The following is a 22,547-nucleotide window of genomic DNA, read 5'->3' as shown; positions in this document are numbered from 1 at the left end:
AAGCAGGAGATAAGGGCATATAGATCGAAAGAGTGTTGTGGAAGGATGCCTGCCGAGGCGCAGGCTCCAAACCGCTAACGGCAAGGGAGGGCTTTCGCATGGCGGAGGTTGCATTTTACCGCGACGAGGCGCTGCCGTTCCTGGAAGGCAAGCGCTGCACGCGCGGCGATTTGGCTTACCGGAAACATTTTCACGAGGAGCATTCGATCGGCCTGATCGATTCGGGGCGAACCCGCGCCTGGTGCGACGGGGACGTGCATCAGGTCGAGAAGGGGCGGGTCATCAGCTTTCCGCCGCTTATGCTGCATGCCTGCCAGCCCGAATCGGAGTCGGATTGGGCCTACAGCATGCTGTTTATCCGCCCGGAGTGGATGAAGCTGTCGGAGTGCGGCGAGGCGGATCGGCTCGACATGCCGTACTTGCCGGGTGACGGGAAGAATGCGGCATGCGCGGCGATGATTCGGGCGGCGATGGACGCCATATCCGGCAAGGGCACGCCTCTTGAGGCGGAGACGGCGTTGATCGGGCTGGTTCAGACGTTATCCGGTCACGGCCTCGGCGACCGCGGGCATGCGCGCCGTCAGCTCGGAGAGCGTAAGCATGCGGAGCGGGTGAGGGATTACTTGCAGACGCATTACATGGACCGCGTCACGCTGGCGCAGCTTGAGGAGGCGACGGGCATCAGCCGGTTTCACCTCATTCGGTTATTCAAGCGGGAGTGTCATTTGCCGCCGCACGCGTATCAGAACTTGCTGCGGATTAATCATGCCAAGGCGGAGCTGGCGAAGCGGCGTCCGATCGCGGATATCGCGGCCGAGACGGGCTTCTACGACCAAAGCCACTTCTCGCGCGAGTTCGCCAGGATCGTCGGGGCCACGCCGGGGAAATACGCGGTTTCCCGCTAGAGCGCAATTTCGTACAATACGGCGATCCTTTGTTCTTGTACCTTGAAGAGGTATAGAAGCGAAGGAGTGGTTGCCATGAATCGAATTATAGAGTGGGAATGTCAGGCGGCGGATGCGTTGAAGTCGATTGCGCGAAGGCAGGATCTGAAAGCGCAAGTCGAGCGGACGCCCGCGTTGAACGGGCTGCTGCGGCGCGCGGCCGCGCGCTATGTGGCCGGGGACTCGCGCGAGGACGGCATCGAAGCCGGTCGAAGGCTGCTAGGGCAAGAATATGCGATCTCGCTCGAATATATCGGCGAGAATACGCAGGACGCCGAAGCCTGCGAAGCGGCGGCGGAGGAGCTGGCGGCGCTCGTCGGCGAGCTGTGGCGGCTCGGCATGGCGGCGCGCGTCTCGTTCGACCTGTCGCATATCGGCTTGGCGGCGGACGACGAGCTGGCGGTCGCGCAGCTGCTGGGGTTAGCCCGGCGAGCGCGGGGAACCGGCATCGAGCTATTCGTCAGCATGGAGGAATCCGCCAAGACGGACCGCATTCTGGCCGTCTATAAGCGAGCGGCCGCAGAGGAGCCGGGCATCGGCATCACGCTGCAGGCCTACTTGAACCGGACGCCCGGCGACTTGGCGGGTCTGGAAGGGATAGGCGGTCCCGTGCGCATCGTCAAGGGCGCCTACCGGGAACCGGAGGAAGCGGCAATCGGCCGATCGGAAGCGTTGAACGAGCGGTACTTGTCGCTTGTCGAGGCCGCGCTTGCTCAAGGACGGCGCGTTTCGGTCGCGACGCACGACGAGACGCTCATCGAAGCGGTCGCCGCGCGCGGCTGGATAGGCCAAGGGCTCGAGTTCGAGCTGCTGTACGGCATCCGCCCCGATCTGGCCGGCCGGTTAAAGGCAATCGGCTATCCGGTGCGCGTCTATATTACGTACGGCGATGAGTGGTATTTGTACCTCTGTCACCGCATCGCGGAGTTCCCGCCGAACTTGTACCGCGCGATCGCGGATATCGCCGGAGGTACGGCTGCCGACCCGCTGTCGGAATATGAGTGAGCGGAAGGTCGGCGGCACGTCGGGGGCTTGCCTCGTGCGGCGGCACGAAAGGCGGTCGGCATTCCTGGCTGCCGCATCGATGAATCATGTGCGATGAATATTGACCGCGAATGAACGACAAAGGGCGAGCCCCGCCGATCGGCGGGGCTCGCCCTTTGTTTAGTCGCGCTCCCGAACGATCCGGTTCGAGAGCAGCAGCATGAGGAACGACAGCATTAGCATCGCGCCGGACCACGCCCAGGCCATCGTCATGCTGCCGCCGTCCGCCGCCACGTAGATCGCGGTCGGAATCGTTTGCGTCTTGCCGGGGATGCTGCCGGCGATCATAAGCGTAGCGCCGAACTCCCCGAGTCCGCGGCAGAAGCCGAGGATATACGCCGACGTCAAAGCGCGTCCGGCGAGCGGGACCGAAATGTAGCGGAACACCTGCCATTCGGTCGCGCCCATCGCCCGGGCCGAGTCCTCGAGGTCGCCGTCGACGCTCTCGAAGCCCGTCTTCATCGCCCGGTACGCGAGCGGGAAGGCGACGACGACGGCCGCGATCGCGGCGGCTCCCCACGTGAAGATGATCGGGCCGCCGAACAACGACTCGTACGCCTGGCCGATCCAGCTGCGCCGGCCGAGCGCGGCGAGCAAGATCAGACCGACGACCGTCGGCGGCAGCACGAGCGGCAGCAGCAGCAGCGTCTCCACCAAGCTCTTGCCGGCGAAGCGGGCTCGGGCCATCCGCCAAGCGGCGGCCAGCGCGAAGAAGAAGACCGCGATGCTTGCCGCGATCGAGATTTGGATCGACAGCGCGATGGGTTCGAAGAAGGTGTTCCAGTCCAAGCCGTTTCAGTCCCGTCTATGAAGAATTAGTCCGTTATAAATCCGTATTGCGCGAAGATGGCGGCGGCTTCCTCCGTCTGCAGATACGCGAGGAACGCTCTGGCTTCCTCGGGATGCTCCGTCTCCTTCACGATGCCCGCCGGGTAGACGATCGGCGCGTGTACGCGGGGGTCGACGTTGACCGCGATGCGTACCTTCTTCGACATTAGTGCGTCTGTCCGGTAGACAAAGCCGGCGTCCGCGTTGCCGGTCTCCACATAGTTTAGCACTTGGCGGACGTCTTTGGCATACACCAGCTTGTCTTGCAGCGCATCCCATGCTTTGCGAGCCGTCAGCGTCTCCTTCGCGTATTGGCCGGCAGGTACCGTCTCGGGCTGGCCGATCGCTATTTTCTTAATTGATTTGCCGGTTAGTTGCTCTCGATCAGCTTCTCTTTTTTTAGCGCGTCCATCTGCTTGCGGCCCGCCGAGAAGAACAGGTCCACAGGGGCGCCTTGCTCAATCTGCTTCTGCAGCGTGCCGGAGGAACCGAAGTTGAAGCTCAAGTCGATATTCGTGTGCGTCTTCTCGTACTGCTTCTCGATATCGCTAAGACTGTCTTTCAGGCTGACCGCCGCAGAGATGAGCAGCTCGGTTTTCTTCGATTTCGCGGCGCCGGCCGGCACGGCCTGCGCGGTTAGAGCTGCGAAGGCCAGCACAGCCGCAAGCGAAGCAAGCCATTTGGTTCGCATTCGGATAACGCCCCCCCGGTTGAATATGTCCATCATGGTAACATAATCCTGCAACATTTAGTAGTGTTTAGTTATAATTAAATATAAATAGATATAATTAGATGGTGTCGTTGCGCATTTCACATAACCGTCAGAGCATGCCTGTCTACTCGCCCCCTTGTTCGTGTAAAATGGTCGGTAGCGAGCTAAAATTCGAACGTCAGGAGAATGCGCATGTTTATCGTCATCGGCATCATCGCCCTGCTGTTGTACGGCGGGCTGGTCTATTATATTGGCTGGCGCGGCTTCCGCTGGATGCGTCCCGGCGCGTCGAGCCGCCGGTTCAAATTGTTGTACGGCGCCGTCGTCGCGCTGGCCGCGAGCTCCCTTATCGTGGGCCGGATCTCGGAAGCGCGCATACTGGGGATCATCGGCGCTTATTGGATGGCGGTATTCTATTTACTGCTCCTCCTCGTGCCGCTCGCGCATTTGACCGTCATCGCGCTGCGGCTGACCCGGCTGCCGAGACGGGGGACGCAAGTCTGGGCCGGTTTCGTCACGCTGGCGCTGCTGTTGGGTTTTTTGGCTTACGGTTCTTATAACGCTTATAGCCCCGTCGTGCGGACGTACGACGTTCAGATGAAGAAAGGAGCTTCCTCGTTAGAGAAGCTGCACATCGGGATGGCGGCGGATACGCATTTCGGCTTGTTGTCGGGGAAGGATCACGCGCGGCGGTTGGTGGATGAAATGAACCAGCTCAAGCCGGACCTGATTTTGCTGCCCGGCGATTTGTTCGATGATGACATCCGGCCGTTCATCGATCAGAAGATCGGCGATATTTTGGCCGGCCTGCAGGCGCCTTATGGCGTCTACGCCACGCTCGGCAATCACGACAAGCACGACGGCACGATGGAGGAGCTGATCAGGACGCTCGAGGCCAGCGGCATCGAAGTGCTCTATGACGAGACCGCGGTCGTCGAGGGACAGCTTACGCTGATCGGGCGTAAGGATCGCAGCGACCACGAACGGAAGCCGCTGTCCGAGCTGATGGAAGGCGTCGACATGACGAAGCCCGTCATCCTGCTCGAGCATCAGCCATATGAGCTGGATATGGCGCAAGAGGCAGGCATCGGTCTCATGGTATCGGGCCATACGCATCGCGGGCAGGTATTCCCCGGCAATCTGATTACCGATGCGATCTACGAGAACGATTGGGGCTACGTGAAGAAGGAGCAGCTGCATTCCATCGTCACGAGCGGCTTTGGCTTCTGGGGACCGCCCATCCGGATCGGGACGCGGTCGGAAATCGCGAGCATTCGCGTACAGTTCGAATAAGAAGCGGAGGCGTTTAGATGCGGATCGTAGTCGTTGGCGGAGGAATCGGAGGCTTATGCGCGGCGATCGCTTTGCGGCGCAAGGGCTTCGAGGCGGTCGTGTACGAAGGGGCGGAGCGGGTGGAGGCGCTCGGCGCAGGGCTTACCGTCGCGCCTAACGCTTGGCAAGCGCTCGATAAGCTCGGATTAAGCGAGCGGGTCATGCAGTCCGCGAACCTGCTGCGTGAGCTTCGTATATTGGCGCATCGCGGCCAGATGCTCAGCGAGGTGAATTCGGCGGTTATCCGCGAACGGTTCGGCAACGACAACGCGTCCATTCATCGGGCGGCGCTGCACCGGGCGCTGCGCGGCGAGCTGGCCGAAGACGCGCTCGTCACGGGGAAGCGCGCCGTCGATTTCTCGCAAACGGAGCAGCGTGTGGACGTCGCCTTCGCCGACGGGACCACCGTCGCGGCAGATGCGGTCGTAGCCGCGGACGGGGTGAATTCGGCCTTCCGACGCAAGCTGCTGCCGAAGTCGCTCCCCCGTTATGCGGGGTATACGTGCTGGCGGGCCGTCGTTCCCGGCGACGGTCTACCCTTGGACCGAGCCGTGGCGACGGAGACGTGGGGGCCGGCGGGAAGATTCGGTATCGTGCCGCTTCCGGGCGGCAGCGTGTATTGGTTCGCCTGCGTCAAGGCCGGTCCGCGCGATCCGGTCATGGCGGCTTTGCAGCCATCGGATCTTGCCCGCATGTTCGGCCGCTATCATGCTCCGATTCCGCAGCTGATCGAGCGCGCTAGCCCAGAGGCGCTCATCCATAACGATATCGTGGATATGAAACCGATCTCCCGTTTCGCTTTCGGCCGCATTGCGCTCCTCGGCGATGCCGCCCATGCGACGACGCCGAATTTGGGGCAGGGCGCGAGTCAGGCGATCGAAGACGCGGTCGCGTTGGCCGCGGCCTTTCGCCGTCGAACGCCGGATGTCCGGGCCGCCTTAGCCGCCTACGAACAGACGCGAGTTGAACGGGCCGGGAAAATAATCACGCTATCCCGCAGGGTGGGGATGGTAGCGCAGCTGCAGCATGAATGGCTCATTCCGCTGCGCGACGCGCTGCTTCGACGGGCGCCCGCATCCGCGAACGCAGCCCAGTTCGAATTCTTGTATGGCATGAACGTGGAAGAATAGAGAGACGGAAGAACCGTTCTTAGGCCGCGGCCCAAGAACGGTTCTTTGTCGTTTCCGGCTGCGTCGCAGGACGCGAAGCGCCGGCATCGGCGTGCCGGTCAGCTTGTTTACTGTCGAAAAAAGGAAAAACCGTTCGAACTGCGAATATATGGGAGATAACCAAAAAGAGAAAATTTGCGCCATATCGACGCACCGGCTTCCGTATATAACCAGACCCGCATCTTTCTGGATAGATGCTCTTCTATCGTTACGTTATAATTGGTTCAATTGGGAAGAAGATCTTGGCAGGAAGGCATTTCGGCTTAAATCGATAGACCTGTTTGACTAATCATAGAGCGGATATATGGAACCGGGAGCATAGACAAGAGGTGAGACGCAATCGCATCGATTGACAATAACCCGCCTAATACCCGTCTGTTCTCGTTCGGCGACGAGAATGCCGTCGGAATCTGCTTGTCCAAGGCGGGAGCTTGGCCGGCGGCCGGACCGCTGCTGGCAAGCTTGCATCCGGAAGAGCGGCGGTATTGGGACCAATTGAAGGCCGACAAACGGAAGACGGCGTATCTGCTCGGCAGGCACGCCGCCAAGCTGGCCGCGGGCTGCGTCGCGTCGAACATCCCGCTCGCGCGCATGCTGATCAGGCCGGGCATGTTCGGGCAGCCCGTTCTCATTCATCCTGAGCTTGCCAACCGGCAGGTGAGCATTGCGCATACCGACCGGCTTGCGGCATGTCTGGCTTTTCCCGAATCCATCCCGGCGGGGATCGATATCGAGGAAATGTTGAGCGAGGAACGAGCGGAGCTCGTGAGATCGTATTTGACGCCAGGCGAGCTTGAACGGACGACGGCGGCGGGACTTTCGTTCCAGGAGGCCGCGACTTTGCTGTGGACGGCGAAGGAGTCGTTGTCCAAATGTTTGCGGACCGGCCTGACCACGCCGTTGTCCGTCTACGAGATCGACCGCGTGGAGAGGACCGGACGCTGGCTCGTCGCGGGATTCGCGAATTTCCCGCAATACCGGGCCTTCTCCTGGCTGTTCCGGGAGACGGCGATGTCCGTCGTGCTGCCGGTCAACTACGAGCATGAGCCGCCGGACCTGTATCGATTGCTGGAACCCGGATGGATGGACCGGGACGGGGAGTCCTCTTGTTAATAAGGCGTTATGGGGAGATGAGAAGCATGCTCGTATATTTGTTTCCCGGGCAAGGCTCGCAGCATAGAGGGATGGGCGGCGAATTGTTCGGGCGTTTCAGGGCGTTGACCGAAGAGGCTGACGAGATCTTGGGCTATTCCATCGAAGAGCTGTGCCTGCGCGATCCGCGCGGGCTATTGGCGAATACGGCTTACACGCAGCCCGCGCTGTACGTTGTGAACGCGTTGACCTATCTAAGCCGGATCGAGACGGCGGGGCGGCTGCCCGACTTCGCCGCGGGACACAGCTTGGGCGAATATTCGGCCTTGTTCGCGGCAGGGGCATTCGACTTCGGCACGGGGCTTCGGCTCGTGCAGCGCAGGGGCGCGCTGATGGCTGAGGCGCCGGAAGGGGCCATGGCTGCCGTGATCGGCCTTCCGGGCGAAGGCGTGCGCGATGTATTGGAGAGCGGGGATCTCGAGGGAATCGACGTCGCGAATTATAATTCGCCGACGCAGACCGTTATCGCGGGCCCGAAGGCCAAGATCGCTCGTGCGCAGTCCGTGTTCGAGTCGGCTGGCGCGAGCATGTACATTCCTTTGAACGTGAGCGGACCGTTCCATTCCCGGTACATGAAGGAAGCGAGGGAGAGCTTCGAACGGTTCATGCACCCGTTGGCGTTCCGCGAGCCGTCGATAACGGTGATCTCGAACGTGGAGGCGCGGCCATACGAAGCGGAGCAGATCAAGGCTGGACTTGTCAATCAGATGACGAGCCCGGTCCGATGGACGGATTCCGTCCGCTATCTGCTCGCGCAAGGCGGCGAGACGGTCATGGAAGAGGTAGGGCCGGGGAACGTGCTGACGAAGCTCGTGCGGGCGATCAGACAGGACTTCGAGGCGAATCGGCCGCCGGCGACCGATGCTGCACGCGCGGATAACCCGGTGATCGCGGCGCGAATGGAGACGGCCGCAAGCCGACTCGAAGATCACAGGGTCGAAAACACGCCTGGTGCGGAACTAGCGCGGGTATCGCCATCTGGCAGCGCGAGCGCCGCCCTCATTTCGGCCGAATCGCTGGGAGATGCGAGCTTCAAAGCGGACTATCGCTTGAAGTACGCCTATATGGCGGGCGCCATGTACAAAGGAATCTCCTCCGCTTCGTTCGTCGTCCAATGCGGACGTGCCGGGATGCTCGGTATTTTCGGCGCAGGCGGGCTTAGTGTGAGCGCGATTGAACAAGCGATCGCGGACATTCAATCCGGACTTGGGAAAGACGAGCCATATGGATTTAATGTGCTTCACCGGCCTGGAGATCCCGCGGCGGAGGAAGCGCTCGTCCGATTGTACGCGAAGCGGGGCGTTAGCGTAGTCGAAGCGTCGTCGTTCTTGACCGTCACCCGCGCCTTGGTCTGGTATAAGGCGAAGGGCTTGCTTCGGGATGAACAAGGACGCTGGACGAATAACCACAGGATTATCGCCAAAGTCACAAGACCCGAGGTCGCCGAGGCGTTCATGAGTCCGGCGCCGGAGATGCTCGTGCAGGAGCTGCTGCGCGAAGGGCTTATCACACCAGGCGAAGCGGAAGGACTGCGAAGTCTGCCCGTCGCGGACGATGTGGTCGCGTTGTCGGATTCCGGCGGCCATACGGACCAGGGCGCGACGGCCGTGCTGCTCCCGGCGATCGCGCGGCTAAGGGACGAGCTGACGAGGCGACACGGTTACGCGCGGCGGATCCGCGTCGGAGCGGGCGGCGGCATCGGCACACCCGAATCGGCCGCGGCGGCGTTCATGCTCGGCGCGGACTTCATCGCGACGGGTTCGATCAACCAGTGCACGGCGGAAGCGGCCGCGAGCGATGCCGTCAAGGAGCTGCTGGCGCGCGCGCAGGTGCAGGATATGGCTTACGCGCCGTCGGCTTCGGGCTTCGAGAACGGCGCGAAGGTGCAGGTTGCCGGGCGCGGCACGTTTTTCCCCTATCGGGCGGATAAGCTGGCCAAGCTCTACGACAAACACGAGTCGTTCGAGTCGATCGACGACAAGACGCGCGAGGCGATACAGTCGAAATATTTGAAACGAAGCTTCAATGAAGCGTACGAGGCTGCCAAAACATCGGCGACGCGGGAGGAGACGGCAAGGGCGGAACGCGATCCGAAGGCAAAGATGGCGCTCGTCTTCAAATGGTATTTGGACGAATCCGCGGACAGAGCGCTGAGCGGCGATCCGGACTGGCGGACGGACTATCAAATTTTCTGCGGTCCCGCGCTCGGCGCGTTCAATCAGTGGGTGCGGGGAACCGAATTCGAAGGATGGAGAAGCCGGCATGTCGACGAGCTGGGACTACTGCTCATGCGAGAAGCGGCAGCATACCTGAACCGGCGTTTCGCCGCGATGACCGGCCTATAGATAGAGATCGAATGGGAGGGAAACCGATTGTTAAGTATTTTGCACAATTACGCGAACGGCCTGATCGCCGTCCCGGTCCTGCTGGCCTGCAGGCAGCACGGCTTATTCGAGCTGCTGGGCGCCGGGCAGCCGGTTCCATTCGCCTCGCTCGCGCAGCGGCTTGGCGCCAACGGCGGCCATTTGCGGACAGCCCTCGCGATGCTTGAATCGCTCGGGTGGGTGGAACGGGACGACCAAGACCGTTATGCAGGCACGGATGAGCTTGCGCGACAGCGGCTTATTCCCGCGGATATGACCGAGCTGCTCGATTTCCCGATGCGCGCGTATGTTGAAGGCGAGGATTCCTCGCTAACTTTGGCCAACTGGGCATCGCGCGCCGCGGCAGGCTGGGGAATCGACGACCCGCTGCTCGCCGAATTTCTGGATGGAATGCTGTTCGTTCCTCTGATCACGCAGCTCAAAGGCCGGGCCGATCTGGACAGCCGACGCGCCTCCGACCCGAAAGCGCTGCTCGCGGGGCTGTCCGGCCGCGTCCGGGACGAGGTAGTCGGATTGCTTCTGGCCAAGGGCTGGCTGACGCGCAAGCCGCAGGGCGACGAGCTGACCGAGCTGGGATTTTTTCTGATCGACCGCATGTATAACACCGCCATCCTTTATTCCTATAAGCCCATGCTGCGGCAAATGAATCAGGTCCTCTTCGGCGATTGCGAGGCGGTGTTTCGACGCGGCGATGACGGGCACGAGGCGCACATCGACCGGACGCTGAACGTCACCGGCAGCGGTTTTCAGCACGAGAAATATTTCGCGGACCTGGAAGCGGCCGTCCTGGCGATCTTCGACCGGGAGCCGCTCGACGAACAGCCGGACTATATCGCAGATATGGGGTGCGGCGACGGCACGCTGCTGTACCGGCTGCACGAGATGATCTGCGCCAAGTCGGTGCGGGGCCGGCATTTGGACCGCTATCCGCTGCGGCTGATCGGCATCGACTACAACGAGAAGGCGCTGGAGGCGACGCGGGAGACGTTGCGAGGACTGAACCCGCTGACCCTGACCGGAGACATCGGCAATCCGGCGAAGCTAATGAAGGATTTGGCGGCGCTGGGCGTCGACCAGCCGGAGCGTATTCTCCACGTGCGCTCCTTCCTTGATCATGATCGGATCTATTTGCCGCCTGCCGAGGGAGACGGGGCAGCCGCGCACGGCGTGGACGAAGGGATATTCGTCGCGGCGGACGGGCGTGAAATCCCGGCTGGTGAGGCGTTCCGAAGCTTGACCGAGCATTTGCGCAAATGGGCGGACGTCGTATCGGAGCATGGTCTTCTTGTCTTGGAGGTCCATAATTTAAAGCCAACCGCGCTGCGAGGGCAAATCAGCAAGAGCGAAAGCTTCCATTTCGACGCGTTCCACCGGTTCTCGCAGCAGCTGCTCGTCGAGGCCGATCAATTCCTGCTGGCCGCCGCGGCCGCGGGCTTGTTCCCGCACGAGAAATACGGGCGCAAATATCCGAAGACGCTTAATTTTGCGCGCATTACGCTGAACGGCTTCGAGCCGCGCGGCTACAGCGTCCGCACCGCGTCGCCGGCGGATCTGGACGCGCTCGAGGAGCTGGAGCGGCAATGCTGGGATTCGTCCATTCGCGCCTCCAGGGACACGCTAGCCGCCAGAATCGCCCGCTATCCAATGGGGCAGCTGGTCGTCGCGAAGGAAGGGCGGATCGTCGGATCAATCTACAGCCAGCGGATCGCGAGCGCGGACCAGCTGCTTCGCGCGCGCATCGACGATGTGGAGTCGCTGCATCGGCCCGGCGGAAGCGTCGTGCAGCTGCTGGGCATTCAAGTGCTGCCGGAAGCGCAGAACGAAGGCATCGGCGACCAGCTGCTTGAATTCGCGCTGCAGCTGGCCTCGGTGACGAGCGGCGTCGGCGAAGCAGCCGGTGTCTCCCGGTGCAGGGATTACGCCAAACAATCGGAGCTTGCCTACCCGCAGTATGTACAGGCGCGCAACCAGCTCGGACTGCCGAAGGACGCCACGCTCCGGTTTCACGAGATGCACGGCGCCCGGATCGTCGGAATCGTGCCCGGCTACCGGCCGCTGGACGCGGCGAACGAAGGGAATGGCGTGCTGGTGCGCTACGATCTTCGCGCGCGGCGGCGGTACGAGCGCGCGCATTCGGCGAACGCGGAGCAGCCGGATAAGGTGCTTGGCGGACAAGCGGCCAAGACGAGGGACACGCAGCCGTATCGCCGGTTTCTGGAGGCGACGATCAAGCTCATGTTGAGCGACCCCGATAGCTGCGAGCCGCATGTCCCGCTCATGGACATGGGGCTGGATTCGGCCGATCTGCTGGAATTAAGCGAGCATATTAACGCCAAATACGGCGTGACGCTCGGCACGACGTTCTTCTTCAAGCACGGCACGGTCGACAAAATGGCGAAGTATCTGAGCGAGCATGCCGCCGTGCAAGAGGCGGAGACGGAGGCGCCTCGGCAGGAAGCGGAGCAGGTCGAGCCGCATGCCAAAGGAAACGCGGCAGCGGCCGAGGCTGTCGCTGAAGGCGGCATCGTGCTCGTCGGAGCGGCTTGCCGGCTGCCGGGGGGCGTTCGCGATTTGGAATCCCTGTGGGAGCTGCTGCTCGAAGGACGAGACGCGGTATCCGCGATGTCGGACCGGTGGCGCTGGCCTACGTCGATCGACCCTTCGGGCGAGCACGAGGGCATCGATCGCGGCGGCTATTTGGATCGTATCGACGAGTTCGATCCTGCGTTCTTCCGCATGCCGGCGAGCACGGCGGAGTGGACGGACCCGCAGCAGCGGATGCTCATGGAGCTGAGCTGGGAATGTCTCGAGCATGCAGGGTATCCGCCGAGCTCGCTCGCCGGCTCGCGCACCGGCGTCTACATCGGCGCCAGCGGCTCGGATTATCATTTGCTGCTCGGCCGTTCGGCAGAGGAGGTGGATGCCCGCTTCGGCTTGGGCAGCGCCATGTCGATGCTTCCGAACCGCATCTCGTATTATTACGACCTGCTCGGACCGAGCCTGTTAATCGATACCGCGTGCTCAAGCTCGCTCGTTGCCGTCCACGAGGCGGTGCGCGCCATTCGGCGCGGCGATTGCGACCAAGCGCTGGTCGGCGCGGTCCATCTCATGTGCGACCCGTCCAATACGGTCTCCTACTATAAGGCAGGCATGCTGTCCAAGGAAGGGGCGTGCCGCACGTTCGACCAAGGGGCGGACGGTTACGTTCGCGGAGAGGGCGCGGCGATGCTGCTGCTCAAGCCGATTGAACGCGCGCTGGCGGACGGCGATTCGATTCTGGCCGTGCTGGAAGGGACGGCCGTGAACCACGGCGGTCATGCAAGCGGCCTGACGGTGCCGAATCCGTCGCAGCAGGCGGCACTGGTCAAGGATGCGCTGCGCGATGCCGGGGTGCCGCCGGAGAGGATCGGATACGTGGAAGCCCACGGCACGGGAACCCCGCTCGGCGACCCGATCGAAGTGAGCGGGTTAACCGAAGCGTTCACGGACGAATCGAAGAATCCGATCGCGACGCCTTATTGCGGCCTCGGCTCGATCAAGACGAACATCGGGCATCTGGAAGCGGCGGCGGGAATGGCCGGCCTGCTCAAGACGGTGCTGGCGATCCGCCACCGCACGCTGCCCGCGAACGTGCATTTCAACCGATTGAATCGGGAGATTGATTTGGCCGGCAGTCCGTTCTACGTCCTCGACCGTGCGCGGGAGTGGGAGTTAGCGGGCGGCGGACGGCTGCGTTACGCAGGCGTCAGCAGCTTCGGCTCGGGCGGCACGAACGCGCATGTCGTGCTTCGGGAGCAGCCGGAGGCATCCGTGTTGCCGGGCATGAATCGGCCCGCCTATCTGTTCGCGCTGTCGGCCAAAACGCCGGAGGCGTTGGCGCGCCGAATACGCGACCTTGGCGGCTGGCTGCGGCGCGAAGCCGGACGATGGACCCCGGAGCAGGTCAGTTCGGCGCTGGCGATGGGACGGGAGCATTTTCAAGCGCGCAAGGCGTACGTGGCGGCCAATCTGGAGGAGCTTCTCCGCCTGTTGGAGCAGGAAGCCGGCACGGGAGCGGCTTATGGGCAGGCCAATGGGCAGGAAGGTTGGACGCCGGAGCCGGAGCAAGAAGGACGCGCGCTTGCCGCGGAGCTGGCTGCCGGTGACTTAGGGGCGGATGATTACGCGCGGGGCATCAGCAGGCTGGCCGATTTGTACGAAGCCGGCTGCGAAGTCCGCGCGGTGATGGGGCCGCTGTTTGAAGGCGTCGCCTGGCGCAGCGTGCGCCTGCCGGCTTATCCGTTCGCGAGAGAGCGATACTGGCTGCCGAAGGCGATTCGGACGGCGCAGCAGGCTCGGGAGGAAGAACGAGCCGGCCGTCGGGACGAGCTGGCCGGTCAGAAGGGCGGTCATAGCGGCGGTAATAGGGAAGCGCTGAACGTCTCGACTTTCTCCCCGGCAGAGAAGGAGAGAACGCTTGAGGCGCGAGTGCTGGATCTGCTGCTCGATACGGCGGCGGAGCTGCTGAACGCGGAACGGTCGATGCTGGGCGGTGACACGGAGCTGGGAGAGTACGGCTTTGACTCGATTTTATATTTACAGCTTTCCAGACAATTGAACGGCTTCTATGCGTTCGGACTAACCCCTGCCGATTTCTTCACTTACTCGACGTTGGGCCGGCTGGCGTCCTATCTCGCGGATCAGGGCGGAGACTCGCTATCTCGTCGACTGTCGGAGGATGCGCGCCGGATCACGGTGGTTACCCCGCCGCTTGAAGAGCAGGCGAGCTTCCATGCGGGCGAGAGCGTGCCGCTCCGCTCGGAATCGGACGCTGCCAAGACGGAATCGGGGCTGGCTCGGGCGGGAATATCCGAACGGGCGGAACGGACAAGCTCGGAAGAGGAGCTTGTCGCCATCGTAGGCATGAGCGGCGTCTTCCCTCAGGCTCGGGATGTCGACGAGTTCTGGCGCAATCTGCTGGAAGGGAAAGATTGCATCGGCGAGCTGCCGCGCGATCGGCAGACGTGGTTCAGGCAGAGCGGCGATTCGGAGGAAGCCAGCGGGAACGCGGTGCGTTGGGGCGGCTTCGTCGAAGACATCGACCGATTCGACCCGCTGTTCTTCGGCATCTCGCCGAAGGAGGCGGAGCTCATGGATCCGCAGCAGCGCCTGCTGCTGATGCACGCGTGGAAGGCGCTCGAGGACGCGGGCTGCAATCCCCGCTCGCTCTCCGGCGGCAATACGGCGGTATTCGCCGGCATGATGAGCAACGGGTATAACGAGCTGATCGCGAAGTCGGGTCATCCGATCGACGGCCACTACGCGTCCGGCACGATGGCTTCGGTCGGTCCGAACCGGTTGAGTTATTTCCTGAACATCCACGGCCCGAGCGAGCCGGTCGAGACCGCCTGCTCGAGCTCGCTCGTCGCGATCTACCGCGCGGTGCAAGCCATCCGGAGCGGCGCCTCAGACCTGGCGCTGGCCGGCGGCGTGAATACGCTGATCTCGCCGGACTACTACGAGAGCTTCATTAAGGCGGGCATGCTGAGCCCGGACGGCCGCTGCAAGACGTTCTCGGCCAAGGCCGATGGTTACGTGCGCAGCGAAGGGGCGGCGATGCTCGTCCTGAAGAAGCTGAGCGCGGCGGAGCGTGACGGCGATCATGTGTATGCGGTCATCCGGAGCGCCGCCGTCAACCACGGCGGCCGCGCCAGCTCGCTGACCGCGCCGAATCCGAGAGCGCAGGCCGATCTGCTCGTGGCCGCTTACGCGCAATCGGGCATCGACCCGCGGACAGTGACCTATATCGAGACGCACGGCACGGGAACCGAGCTGGGCGACCCGATCGAGATCAACGGGCTGAAATCGGCGTTCCGCGAGCTGTATGCGCAGCATGGCGGCACGGCGGAAGCAAGTCCGACATGCGGGTTAGGCTCGGTCAAGAGCAACGTCGGCCATCTGGAGCTGGCGGCCGGCGTGGCGGGCGTCGTCAAGGTGCTGCTGCAGATGAAGCATAAGAAGCGGGTCAAGAGTCTGCATTGCGATACGATCAACCCTTATATTCAGCTGGAAGGCAGCCCGTTCTATATCGTGCGGCAGACGGAGGAGTGGACCGCGCTGACGGATCGCGACGGGAATCCGATCCCGCGCCGCGCCGGCATCAGCAGCTTCGGCTTCGGCGGGGCGAACGCCCACCTGGTGCTGGAGGAATACGTCCCCCGCAGCCGCAGGCACACGGACGTCGCCCGCATTACACCGGCGCGGCCCGGCATCTTCGTGCTCTCGGCCAAGGAGGAAGACCGGCTGCGCGAACAAGCGGAGCGGCTGCTTGCCGCGCTGGGCAGTTTGCCGGAAGACCGGCTGGCCGATGCCGCTTATACGCTGCAGACGGGGCGCGAAGCGATGGAAGAGCGGCTGGCGATCGTCGCCGGTTCCGTCTCGGAGCTTGCGGCGCGGCTATCCGGCTATTTGGAAGGACAGGCGGAAGGCGTCTTCCGGGGAAGCGCGAGGCGTGCCGCGCAGCGGCAGCCGGAAGCCGAAGGGATGACGTATGAGCCGGCCGACTTGGAGCTGCTTGCCGCATCGTGGGTACGCGGTACAGAGACGGACTGGACGCGGCTGTATGAAGCGGATCGCCGTCCGAGTCGCATTCCGCTGCCGACATATCCGTTCGCGCGGGAGCGCTGCTGGGTCGATCCGCAGCCGAGCGGCATGATGGGGGGCGCCGGACGCGCCGGCAGTCTGAGCGGCGCGCTTCATCCCCTTGTTCGCCGGAATACGTCCACCTTCGCGGAGCAGCGCTACAGCACCGCGTTCGATGGCGGGGAGTTCTACCTCCGCGACCATCGCGTGGACGGCCGGAAGCTGCTCCCTGGCGTCGCCTATCTGGAGATGGCCCGCGCGGCTTCGTCGCTGGCTTCGCAATCGCGTACGGCACGTCTCGAGGACGCGGTATGGATTCGTCCGTTCTACGTCGATGGCGGCCCGCGCGAGCTTCATATCCGGCTGCAGCCCGGAGATGAAGGAAGAATTGCGTGCGACATGTTCAGCATCGCCGCGGATGGCGAAGAAGTGCTTCATGCCCAGGCGATCGCCGTCGCGGGCGAGTTGGACCGCCGCGTCCGGCCGGATGCAATCGACGTGAACGAGATGCTGCGCCGCTGCACAGTCCGGACCATGAACGCAGAAGCCTGCTACAAGCTGTTCGACGCCTCTGCCTTGCAATACGGACCGACTTTCCGCGGGATCGACATGCTCTACGTAGGCGACAAGGAAGCGATCGCTAAGCTAACGCTGCGCCAAGAGACGGTATCCGGCACGGAAGAGGGCTTCATCCTTCATCCGGGCATGATGGACACCGCCATCCAAGCGTGCGTCGGTCTGCTGGCCGAGAAGCTGGACAAGGAGCCTCACCCGTTCCTGCCGTTCACGGCGGCGGCGATCGAAGTATTCGGGGGCACGGCGGAAGTTGCTTGGGCCCATGTCCGGCTGGCCGAGGGCGCGATTGACCTGTTCGACGTCGCGTTATGCGACGAGCAGGGCCGTATGCTGGTATACGTAAGGGAGCTGGTGTTCATGAAAGCGGCGGACGGCAGTCGTACGGGCATGCAGAAAGCGGGCGCGGCCGTCGAAGGCGAAGCGCTTCTTGCAGCGCCTGCGCGCGGCGTCCCGTGGGACGAAGCCAGCTTGGCGACGCTCGCCGAGACGGAGCAGACCTTTGCCGGCCTGCTGTGGGGACAGCTGCACGCGGCCGGATTTTTCGAGCCGGGACTGACGCCTGCGCGATTGTTGGAGAAGACATCCGCGCTTCGGGCGCCGTATGATAAATGGATGCGGGAGAGCTTGGCCGTGCTGGCGCGCGCCGGTTACCTTGTCTCGGCCGGCGACTCGTATGTGCCTTCGCGGCAGGACCGGCCGGATAACGCCGCGCTGTGGGAACAGTGGCGCACGCACAAGACGCGCTGGCTGGCCGATCCGGATTTGGCTGCGCGCGTGAGACTGGCCGAGTCGACGCTCCAGGCGCTGCCGGACATTCTGGCCGGAGCGGTGAAGCCGACCGAGATTTTATTCCCGGGCGGATCGATGGAGCTGGTCGAAGGCATCTACAAGCATAATGCGCCGGCCGATTATTATAACGCGGTCGTGGCGGATGTAGTGGAAGCGTACGTGCAGCGCAGCGTAGAGGCCGGCAAGCCGGCCGTCCGGATTTTGGAAGTGGGGGCAGGCACCGGCGGCACGAGCGCCGAGGTGCTTCGCCGGCTGCAGCGTTACGGGGCGCGGGTGAAGGAGTACTGCTACACGGATTTGTCCCGGGCGTTCTTGATTCATGCCGAACGGGAATACGGCGCGGCGAACCCCTATTTGACTTACCGGATCTTGAACGCGGAGCAGCGGTTCGAGGAACAAGCGCTGGACTGCGGGGAATACGATCTCGTGCTGGCCACGAACGTCCTGCACGCGACGCGCAACGTTCGCCGGACGCTGCGCCATTGCAAGAGCGCGCTCAAGAAGGGCGGGCTCCTCGTCCTGAACGAGCTGACGGAGAAATCGGTATTCGCCCATGTCACGTTCGGCTTGTTGGACGGCTGGTGGCTGTACGAGGAGGAGGATGTCCGACTGCCGGGCTCGCCATGCCTCTCGGCCGAACAATGGACGCGCGCGCTAACGGACCAAGGCTATCGGAACGTCCGTTATGCCGCGAACGATCGGGGCGGCCAGCAGATTATTTGGGCGGAGAGCGACGGCGTTATCGGGGATGAGGCTGCTATCGAGCAACCGAATCCGAGACCCGAACTTGCGGCAGAACCGGCGATGTCCGCGGAGCGGAATATCGCGGCCGTACCGCCTGCCGTGCAGCCCGACGCGGCTGCGGACCGGCTGCTGAAGGAGCGCTGCAGCGCGTACATCGTGCAGATTGTCGCCGAGGCGGTGCGCCTGCCCGCCGGCAAAATCGATCCGTCCGAGCCGATGGAACGGTACGGCATCGATTCGATCCTGATCGTGCAAGTGAGCAACAAATTGGAGAAAGCGTTCGGCCATGTCGGCAAAACGCTGCTGTTCGAGCATCGGACGATCCACGAGCTGTCCGACCATTTCGTCCAGACCAGAGCCGAGACGCTGCGGGCGCACTTCGGGCTGGCGGCCGCGCCGGCGGCTTCGGCCGTCCAGACAACGGCAGCCGTGGGCAACGGAGCTGGCGAGGCAATCGATCATACTCCGGCAAGCAGATCGCTCGAGCCGAAGACTACGCCTAACAGCGCGCCTGCCAAGAACCGCTTCCTGTCTGCCGCTCCTAATGCTGCGGCGCGTGCTTCCAAAGCCTTCGCTTACGAGGACGAGATCGCGATCGTCGGCTTGGCCGGCCGGTACCCGGGCGCGGCGAACGCGGACGAGTTCTGGAAGCTGCTAAGCGAAGGGCGCAGCGCGATCGCGGAGGTCCCGGCGGATCGTTGGGATTGGCGGGCGCATTACGCGCCGGGCAAAGGGCGAAAAGGCGTCGCTTATACGAAATGGGCCGGCTTCATCGATGGCCTGGAACGGTTCGATTCGCTGTTGTTCCAGATTTCCCCGGCGGAAGCGGCCGAGATGGATCCGCATGAACGGGCGTTCCTCGAGGTGGCCTACGAATGCCTGGAGGATGCCGGATATGCCCCATCGTCTATGGGAGCGAACGGCAAAGTAGGCGTATTCGTCGGGGTCACGCATGGGGCGTCCGGCCGGGGCAGCCGCAACTATTCCGTCGCGAACCGGGTCTCGTACGCCTTCGATCTGAAGGGACCTAGCCTCGCGGTCGATACGGCCTGCTCGTCATCGCTTACGGCCTTGCATCTGGCGTGCGACAGCCTGCGCAGCGGATCAAGCGATTGCGCGATCGCCGGCGGGGTGAATCTCATTATCAAGCCGGACCATCTGGTCGTGCTGTCCGAGTTCACGATGCTGTCGGAAGGACCCGAATGCAGGGCGTTCGGGGACGGGGCGGACGGGTTCGTCGACGGCGAAGGCGTCGGCGCCGTCCTGCTGAAGCCGCTCGCTCGCGCCATCGCCGACGGCGACCATGTCTACGGCGTCGTCAAAGGCAGCATGATCAATGCAGGCGGTCGAACGAACGGCTACACGGTACCGAATCCGGCGGCGCATGCCAAAGTAATCGAGGGCGCCTTGGAGACGGCGGGCGTCAAGGCCGACGAGGTGTCGTACATCGAAGCCCATGGCACGGGCACAGCGCTCGGCGATCCGATCGAGGTAAGGGGACTTACGCTGGCGTTCCGGCAGCATACGGACAAGACGCAGTACTGCGCGCTTGGTTCCGTTAAGACCAATATCGGCCATGGGGAGAGCGCGGCCGGCATTGCCGGGCTGACGAAGGTGCTGCTCCAAATGAAACACGGCCAGCTGGCGCCGTCCTTGCACAGCGCGACGCTTAACCCGGACATTGATTTCCCGTCGACGCCGTTCCGGGTACAGCGCGAGCTGGCGGCGTGGCATCGACCGGAAGTCGGAGCGCCGGGTCTGCGAGGGCGAGGCGTCCGCATCGCGGGCATCTCCTCGTTCGGAGCGGGCGGCGCGAACGCCCACGTCGTAATAAGCGAATACGCGCAGGAAGAAACCGGCAGCGCCGGATATGGACTCCCCGCGGATCGTTATGTGATTCCCCTTTCGGCGAGAAGCGAAGGACAGCTGCTGGAGCTGGCCGGGCGTCTGCTCGAGGCCATCCGGCAGGGCAAAATTTCGGATGCGAACCTTCGGGATGCCGCCTACACGCTCCAGGTCGGCCGCGAGCCGATGGAGGAACGGCTGGCTTGCGTCGTCGGAAGCGTATCCGAGCTGGACGGTCTGCTTCGCGGTTATTTGGCAGGCGAGCGTCAGCACGTTCACCGCGGCCAAGTGAAGCAGAACAAAGAGCTGCTCGCGCTGCTCCAGGACGAGGAGGCGCTCGGCGACGTCGTCCGGTCGCTCGCGGGCAGCCGGAACAGCCGCAAGCTTGCCGCGCTGTGGGCGCGCGGGTTCGCCGTCGATTGGAGCCTGCTCTACGAAGGCGCGAGGCCGCGCAGGATGAGCCTGCCGACGTATCCGTTCGGCGGACAGCTGTATCCGATCTGGCGCGGGGATGCCCCTGTGGCATCGTCGGATGCGGGACACGCGGCAGCCGGCTCCGCGGCGTATGGGACGGAGCCTTCATCCGTCCGGACGCCGCCTGAACCTTTGGCGGCGTCCGGGACCGAGCTTGCTTCGGCGCAGCACGATGCGGATCCGAACCAGGACGCGGAGGCGTTAACGCTGATTCCCGTCTGGGAGACGGTCGAGGCAACGGTAACAGTCGCGTCGGAAGCACCCGGACGGACCGTCATGATCGGCGGGAACGAGTCGGTTCGCTTGGCCGTGCGTCGTCGTTATGCCGATGCGATCCTGTTGAACGTCGAACCGCGCGCATCCGTTGAGCAGCTGGTCGACAAGCTGGCTGGACTGGGTTCGATCGGCCGCGTACTCTGGGCGGCACCGGAGGAGCAATTCGGCACGGCGTCCGACGAACGGTTGATCGATGCGCAGGAGGAAGGGACGCTTGCCGCCTTCCGAGTCGTCAAGGCGATGCTGGAGCTCGGCTACGGCACGAAGGAGCTGGCTTGGATATGGTTGACCTGGCAGTCGCAGCAGGTCCGGCCGGACGAGCAGGCGGCGCCGCATCACGCGGGCATTCACGGATTAGCCGGCGTCATGGCGAAGGAGTACCCGTTCTGGAAGGTCGTCTCGCTCGATCTCGAGGGCGGCGCGGTTCCCGATCTAGACGCTATCCCGGCTTCGGCGGGCGGCCAAGGGTGCTTTGCAAGACGGGGCAATCAGTGGTATCGGCAGCGATTGATTCCGCAGGAATCCCCGGCCGCTCAGCCGGCGGGCAGCGCCTATCGCCATGGCGGCGTCTACGTGGTCATTGGCGGGGCAGGCGGAATCGGCGAAGCGTGGACCGAATATATGATCCGCCGCTATCGGGCGCAGATCGCTTGGATCGGGCGCAGAGAAGAGGATGAAGCGATCCGCGGCCGAATCCGGGAGCTGTCCCGATTCGGACCGGCGCCGTTCTATGTCAGTGCCGATGCGTCCGACCGCGCTGCGCTGGAGGACGCCCGTGCGATCATCCGCCAGCGTTTCGGCGCGATCAACGGCATCGTCCATTCGGCGATCGTGATGCTCGATCAAGGGCTCATGCGGATGGAGGAGGATCGTTTCCGCGCTTCGCTTGCCGCGAAGATCGACGTCAGCGTGCGGCTGGCGCAAGTCTTCGGCCGGGATACGCTCGATTTCGTCCTGTTCTTCTCCTCGGTCAACTCGTTCATGCGCGCGGCAGGCCAGAGCAATTACGTCGCGGGCTGCCTGTTCAAGGATATGTTCGCCCGGGCGCTCGGCCGCGAGTGGCCATGCCCGGTGAAAGTCATGAACTGGGGGTATTGGGGCACGGTCGGTATTGTCGCCTCGGACATTTACCGCGATCGGTTGGCCCAGTCCGGCCTTGCGTCCGTAACACCGGAGGAAGGCATGCGGGCGCTGGAAGCTCTGTTGAGCGGGCCCTTCGTTCAAGCGGCGTTCATGAAATGCAATTCGCGTTTCAAGTTCGAGCTGATCGACCGGCGAACACGATTGTCGTTCAACCCGGCAGCGGGAGCTTCGCGCATGGAGGCCATGCGCCGAAGAGCGGGCAGCGCGCGGCTTGGCGATCTGGTCCAGCCGAAGGCGGTACTCGCAGACAGCCGCGCCGCCGCGCAGCTGGAAGCAGCAATTCTGGAGCTTGCGGCGGCTGGCATGGGTGTCGATCGCTCGGCCATGGATGCCGACGCTTCGCTCGCGGAGCAGGGGATCGATCCCGTCGCATGGGTACAGCTGCTCGGCAGGTTGAGCGAGGAGCTTGGCGCTCGGTTGACCGCGCTGCCGGAAGACGTTCGGCTGACCCTTCGGGAGGCGGCGGCCGCGCTTGGCGAACGTCATGGTCTCTAAACGAAGGGGCGCCTTTCGC

General features: G+C 63.5%; 8 protein-coding genes and 1 pseudogene. 7 read left to right on the top strand and 2 right to left on the bottom strand.

The features are described 5' to 3' along the window. Nucleotides 1-98 precede the first annotated feature (98 nt). Together ACFSKT_RS10275 and ACFSKT_RS10270 are read left to right on the top strand one after the other, a co-directional pair. Complete coding sequence (locus ACFSKT_RS10275) at nucleotides 99-905, top strand: helix-turn-helix transcriptional regulator (protein WP_377722643.1); 807 nt, start codon at nucleotides 99-101, stop codon at nucleotides 903-905. A 75-nt stretch (nucleotides 906-980) separates the two neighbouring features. Continuing rightward, a complete protein-coding gene (locus tag ACFSKT_RS10270; RefSeq protein WP_377722642.1) occupies nucleotides 981-1,949 on the top strand; it encodes a proline dehydrogenase family protein in 969 nt (322 codons plus the stop codon). A 159-nt stretch (nucleotides 1,950-2,108) separates the two neighbouring features. On the opposite strand, the gene modB is transcribed toward ACFSKT_RS10270, so the two are convergent. Both modB and modA read right to left on the bottom strand, forming a co-directional pair. Then, the gene (gene modB, locus ACFSKT_RS10265) at nucleotides 2,109-2,777 is read right to left on the bottom strand and encodes a molybdate ABC transporter permease subunit (protein ID WP_377722641.1); all 669 of its coding nucleotides are present in this window, start codon (nucleotides 2,775-2,777) and stop codon (nucleotides 2,109-2,111) included. A gap of 26 nt (nucleotides 2,778-2,803) precedes the next feature. After that, a pseudogene (gene modA, locus ACFSKT_RS10260) lies at nucleotides 2,804-3,507 on the bottom strand (molybdate ABC transporter substrate-binding protein). Nucleotides 3,508-3,720: 213 nt separating this feature from the next. Here modA and ACFSKT_RS10255 point away from each other — a divergent pair. The 5 genes from ACFSKT_RS10255 (at nucleotide 3,721) to ACFSKT_RS10235 (ending at nucleotide 22,528) form a co-directional block, all read left to right on the top strand. Further along, the gene (locus ACFSKT_RS10255) at nucleotides 3,721-4,821 is read left to right on the top strand and encodes a metallophosphoesterase (protein WP_377722640.1); all 1,101 of its coding nucleotides are present in this window, start codon (nucleotides 3,721-3,723) and stop codon (nucleotides 4,819-4,821) included. Between the two features lie 17 nt (nucleotides 4,822-4,838). Continuing rightward, nucleotides 4,839-5,990: an FAD-dependent monooxygenase gene (locus ACFSKT_RS10250; RefSeq protein ID WP_377722639.1), complete on the top strand. Its 1,152-nt coding sequence runs from the start codon at nucleotides 4,839-4,841 to the stop codon at nucleotides 5,988-5,990. A gap of 453 nt (nucleotides 5,991-6,443) precedes the next feature. Then, entirely contained in the window at nucleotides 6,444-7,142 is a 699-nt protein-coding gene (locus tag ACFSKT_RS10245) for a 4'-phosphopantetheinyl transferase family protein (protein ID WP_377722638.1), read from the top strand. A gap of 26 nt (nucleotides 7,143-7,168) precedes the next feature. Then, on the top strand, nucleotides 7,169-9,526 hold the full coding sequence (fabD, locus tag ACFSKT_RS10240) for an ACP S-malonyltransferase (RefSeq protein WP_377722637.1): 2,358 nt from the start codon (nucleotides 7,169-7,171) through the stop codon (nucleotides 9,524-9,526). A 27-nt stretch (nucleotides 9,527-9,553) separates the two neighbouring features. After that, nucleotides 9,554-22,528, top strand: coding sequence for an SDR family NAD(P)-dependent oxidoreductase (locus ACFSKT_RS10235; RefSeq protein WP_377722636.1), 12,975 nt, complete (start codon nucleotides 9,554-9,556; stop codon nucleotides 22,526-22,528). The last annotated feature ends 19 nt before the right edge of the window (nucleotides 22,529-22,547 follow it).

It is taken from the genome of Paenibacillus xanthanilyticus, from assembly GCF_042682185.1.
GTDB classification, from domain to species: domain Bacteria; phylum Bacillota; class Bacilli; order Paenibacillales; family Paenibacillaceae; genus Paenibacillus_Z; species Paenibacillus_Z xanthanilyticus.
Note: the sequence above shows the minus strand (reverse complement) of the source record. Positions and strands in the feature narration are given on the sequence as shown.